The 3326-nt window shown below is 46.0% G+C and carries 6 protein-coding genes; 3 read left to right on the top strand and 3 right to left on the bottom strand.

Features of this window, described 5'->3' with window-relative positions; all coding sequences use genetic code 11:
• The first annotated feature begins 241 nt into the window (after nt 1–241).
• Nucleotides 242–688, top strand: a complete 447-nt coding sequence (locus F6K38_RS37655) for a DUF4168 domain-containing protein (RefSeq protein WP_008183844.1) — start codon at nt 242–244, stop codon at nt 686–688.
• Between the two features lie 69 nt (nt 689–757).
• On the opposite strand, the gene F6K38_RS37660 is transcribed toward F6K38_RS37655, so the two are convergent.
• Entirely contained in the window at nt 758–952 is a 195-nt protein-coding gene (locus F6K38_RS37660; RefSeq protein WP_287313059.1) for a hypothetical protein, read from the bottom strand.
• 131 nt (nt 953–1083) lie between these two features.
• Between F6K38_RS37660 and ureE the strand changes: the two genes are divergently transcribed.
• A complete protein-coding gene (gene ureE / locus F6K38_RS37665) occupies nt 1084–1515 on the top strand; it encodes an urease accessory protein UreE (RefSeq protein ID WP_008183842.1) in 432 nt (143 codons plus the stop codon).
• Between the two features lie 65 nt (nt 1516–1580).
• Here the strand turns inward: ureE and F6K38_RS37670 are convergent, their stop codons facing one another.
• Together F6K38_RS37670 and F6K38_RS37675 are read right to left on the bottom strand one after the other, a co-directional pair.
• Nucleotides 1581–1970 (bottom strand): alr0857 family protein, encoded by a 390-nt coding sequence (locus F6K38_RS37670; RefSeq protein WP_008183840.1) that lies wholly within the window; start codon nt 1968–1970, stop codon nt 1581–1583.
• Nucleotides 1942–2520, bottom strand: a complete 579-nt coding sequence (locus F6K38_RS37675; RefSeq protein WP_502708870.1) for an HNH endonuclease — start codon at nt 2518–2520, stop codon at nt 1942–1944. The genes F6K38_RS37670 and F6K38_RS37675 overlap by 29 nt, the downstream gene beginning before the upstream one ends.
• Before the next feature lie 413 nt (nt 2521–2933).
• Between F6K38_RS37675 and F6K38_RS37680 the strand changes: the two genes are divergently transcribed.
• Nucleotides 2934–3275, top strand: a complete 342-nt coding sequence (locus F6K38_RS37680) for a hypothetical protein (protein WP_044493063.1) — start codon at nt 2934–2936, stop codon at nt 3273–3275.
• Nucleotides 3276–3326: the final 51 nt, after the last annotated feature.

A 3326-nucleotide genomic window follows, 5' to 3' on the forward strand; every position in this document is an offset into this window, starting at 1 on the left:
TTAAACCATAACGTCAACCATAATTAAATCGTTTTGGGAAAAGCGTAAGGGTCTCAACGTTCCTCTTGGGCAAGCAGTAAGACGAGTTGCACACCTGGGAATTATCAATCAAGTTTAGACCTATAGTGGTATAGTTACCTTGAAAACAACCATAATAGCTAGCCACTAGTAATAGTAAAAAATAGGCTAATCCAGCTTTCGGCTAGCCACTGCAGGTCGCTTATCTCCCAGAAAACGGCTAATGAACAAATTTATCTATCCCTTGGGATGGCTTGCCGGAATGATAGTGGTTTTGGTTGGATGTTCTTCCAGTCCAGACCCTGACCCCACCGCAGCTATCCCCACAGTAGCGTCAGATGCAGTAAAGAGTCAGGAATTGAAGAATTACGCCAAAGCTGTTCTGGCGATCGATCAAAATCGTCAAGGTGTCTATGAGGATATTCAGGAATTAACCAAAGACAAAGACAAGATAGTTCCTGAAATTAACTGCACCCAAGTAAAAACCATCGCAGGTCTACGTCGAAATATCCAAGATCTGGCTGTAAACTACTGTAAGCGCTCGAAAACCATTGCTGAAAGTCATGACTTGACCATATCTCGATTTAATTCCATTACCGTTAGCGCCCAATCGGATCAGAAGTTACAACGGCGCATCCACAATGAACTAGTTCGCTTACAACAAAATTGACAATATGTCAAGCTTGTAGGGTGGGCAAAAGCGGTCAGCGGTCAGCGGTCAGCGGTCAGCGGTCAGCGGTCAGCCTTTAGCTACTTGAGGTGCTGACGTAACAGAGATTAAACCAATGCTTACCTGTTGTCTTGATGCAATAGCGAGTGGGGGAAACCACGGCAGTCGCTCATGGGGGAGACCACGGCAGTCGCTCATGGGGGAAACCCCCAAGACCGCGCTGCCTCCCCAAGACCGCGCTGCCTCCCCAAGACCGCGCTGCATCGCTTATTAAAAAGCTGATAACTGATAGCTGATAACTGATAACTTATAGCTGATAGCTTACCTTTGCTCACCCTACTTCACTTGGTATTTGTTTTAAACAGAAGTCTGAATTAAGCAATGGTAAATTGCCCATGCTCACCTTTACGAAACGCCTCAGAGCTAATCAGAATACTAAAGTCGGCTTTACCCTCTCCTTGACAGCCGAGGAGCGTACCCGAACTCGCCACCGCTTTGAAACAGCGGATGGTGAAAATTTGTATTTGCGTTTGCCTAGGGGCAGTGTCTTGCAGGATGGGGATTTACTGGAAGCTGAAGATACGAAGGTGATGATCCGAATTGCTGCTAAACCAGAACCGGTACTGACTGTCACTGCCAAAAAACCGGTGAATTTGCTGCGAGCTGCTTATCATTTGGGTAATCGCCATGTCCCTTTAGAAGTAACGGCTAGCTATTTAAGGTTATCTCCTGACCCAGTTTTGCAAGGGATGTTAGAGCAGTTGGGGGTAGAGGTACACCAGGAAGTGGTACCGTTTCAACCAGAAATCGGTGCCTATCGACATTGAGAAGTTTAAAGAGAACTGTTAAAAGAAAACTGTAAAAAAGAGGCACACCTAAGTGCGCCTCTTAATCAATCCTTCGGAACAGAAGCCCGATGGTTAGCCTCTTGCCACAGCTGATAGAGAAAAAACTCAACAGCATAGTTCATTGCTGTTACAAAAATTCCCTCTTCATCTTCTGGATCTGACGTTAGCCAGGTGCCTTGTAGGCTTACTTCAACATATTCCGCATCACAAATCGATAATGCGATCGCATCGGTTTTGTCTTGCTCCACAAACACCTCTAATTCCCTGAGGTGGGGCAAGTTAGCTGGTAGCAAAAATGACGCAGTGCTGGGTTCGATATAGAAACTTGCACCCGCACGGAGCGAGACAAGGGTTCGTTTTGTTACCCATTCTTCTAGGGATTGAGCCAAACGCTCTAGATAAAAGCTATTTTCGGTATAAATCAGTTTCAGCATTACCTGTAACTTCCTCCTCTAACCGATTGATTTGCTGTTGACGCCAAAACTGTTCCGCAAAAGCAATAGCTGGATGCATGGGTGCTTTGGGCTGTCTGGGTAATTTCATTCCCGCTTGGTGGGGAGTGCGGTTGCCTTTAAGGCTGTTACAACGCTCACATGCCGTAACGACGTTGTCCCAACTGTGTTTCCCGCCTTTTGACCGAGGCATGACATGGTCGAGGGTTAGCTTTTTGGTGCTGCCACAGTATTGGCACCGATGCTTGTCCCGTCTTAAGACCTCCCGCCGATTTACTGGAGGAACTCGCCAAGTTGGTTCGGTTTCGGTAACTATCAAGCGGATATGGGTTGGTACCAAGATCACCACACTAGGGGAACGGACTTTGTAGCCCTTACCACCAAAGAAATCGATTGGTTCAGCTTTTCCGGTAACCAACAGAGCAATCGCTCGTTTGATATTGACTCGATTAATGGGTAAGTAGTTTTTGGAAAAAACCACTACCGATTGCCTCAACACCTCAGTTGTGCTTGTCACGGATTGACTCCTCATAAACCAAACCCCCGCTTCTGTTTGTCAGGAGCGGGGGCGTTTAAGATTTTTTAGGGTAGGCTGATTGCTATGTCAGTACTGCTAGCGTTCGCCTATACCTCCCGCTGTGTCTATTTAGTTTCAGATTGATCTCTGGCCGACAATTGATTGGTTGTGAATCATGCCTTCTATACTCGACTGTTCCCTGTGCGATCGAGTCATATTTGCCCCTAAACAAAAGCTCCACCCATATTGCCCCGAATCCCGAACCGCCGAAGCAGTTGATATCTGAGCAATTGGTGGAGGAGGTTAAATGATGACTCATAGAAGATGAAATGTTTGAAGGCGAAATTTGTGAAAAACGATTTTCAAGCCGCTTTTTAAATACTACACTTGTATTACGGGAATGTCCAGATATTTGGAGGAAAAAATTAATGCCTACACTCACCCGTCAAAACTCAACCACTGATATGGAAGTTACCAGCATCCGCCTGGAGCGACAGTTGAAAGATAAACTCAAAGAACTTTCTGGCAGTCAGGGGTATCAAGCTCTGATTCGAGATATTCTCTGGAACTATGTCCAGCACAAGTCCGGTGATTATCGACCTCAATTTTGTAAGTCTGATATCAGAGCCACCATTAAAGCGATCGCTGAGCGCAAAGAGCGTTGTGTACTGACTGGCAAGTTTATAGAACCCCAAGAGCCGATGTTATTAGGACTGACGATCAACGGAGAAATGCTTCCCCTCAGTATTGATAGTCTGTCCGACTGTTAAGCGTTTGCCTCGATACAATTGAAGAGACATGCGATCGCATGTCTCTTCTGA

The organism is Moorena sp. SIO3B2, from assembly GCF_010692525.1.
Lineage (GTDB): Bacteria > Cyanobacteriota > Cyanobacteriia > Cyanobacteriales > Coleofasciculaceae > Moorena > Moorena producens.